Below are 897 nucleotides of genomic sequence, written 5' to 3'. Positions count from 1 at the left end.
TTGACGGGCGTGTCGCAAAGTTTTTCGTTAACGCTGACTTGAGATTTCGGTGATGAAAAGGCGCTCCGATTTGTTGGAGTGCGGATTTATGATTCTCAATGCCATTGTCGAAAAGCTGAAGCGCCGGTCGAAGGACGATTTCAAAGGACGGCAATTCGAGGCATGGCTGATTATTCAGGCGGTGTCGTGGTATTTGCGTTACCCGTTGAGCTATCGCGATCTGGAAGAAATGTTCAAAGAGCGCGGTTTCGACGTGGATCATAGCAGCATCAACCGGTGGGTTCTGGCCTATGCGCCGATGATCGAAAAGCGGCTGAGACGCTTTCGAAAGCCGCATTGTGGTTCAATCCGGATCGACGAAACCTACATCAAAATCCGGGGCCAGTGGCGTTATCTTTATCGCGCCATCGACAAACACGGCAATCCGGTGGACTTCCTGCTGACCGCAAGGCGTGATCGGGATGCCGCCAAACGCTTCTTCCGCAAGATGTTGAAGGACGAACCGTTGCTCTCACCCGGCAAGATCGGCACCGATGGCGCTGGAACCTTTCCGCCTGCAATCAAGAACGGTGTGGAGGAAAGGCTTCTCCCGCCGGACCCGGTCCATTACGTCACCAAGCATTTGCAGCAAGGCATTGAAAGCGATCACTTCCGGGTGAAGAAGAACATGCCCAAGGTGGGCGGCTTCCGAACGTTCAACACCGCGAGGCGAACGATCGCCGGGTTCGAAGCCATGCTGTGGCTGCGGAAGGGCTTCGGCTTTTCCGGCGGCTGGTCTGTCAACGACCAGAATGATCTCATCGCATGCCTCTTCGGACTTCAAAAAGTTAACAAAGCATGAAAATGCAGCCCGTTACGGCATGACTGCGCCCGCCGAAAAACTTTGCGACACGCCCG

The 897-nt window shown here is 54.5% G+C and carries 1 protein-coding gene; it reads left to right on the top strand.

Annotated elements, in window-relative coordinates; all coding sequences use genetic code 11:
• Positions 1-88 precede the first annotated feature (88 nt).
• The gene (locus DOU54_RS19790; RefSeq protein ID WP_035226475.1) at positions 89-841 is read left to right on the top strand and encodes an IS6 family transposase; all 753 of its coding nucleotides are present in this window, start codon (positions 89-91) and stop codon (positions 839-841) included.
• Positions 842-897 lie beyond the last annotated feature (56 nt).

Source organism: Agrobacterium sp. MS2 (assembly GCF_003261015.1).
Classification (GTDB): Bacteria; Pseudomonadota; Alphaproteobacteria; order Rhizobiales; family Rhizobiaceae; genus Agrobacterium; species Agrobacterium pusense.
Note: the sequence above shows the minus strand (reverse complement) of the source record. Positions and strands in the feature narration are given on the sequence as shown.

Excerpts from the sequence above, each read along its gene's own strand:
- DOU54_RS19790 (WP_035226475.1), top strand. The coding sequence starts at position 89 with ATGATTCTCAATGCCATTGTCGAAAAGCTGAAGCGCCGGTCGAAGGAC.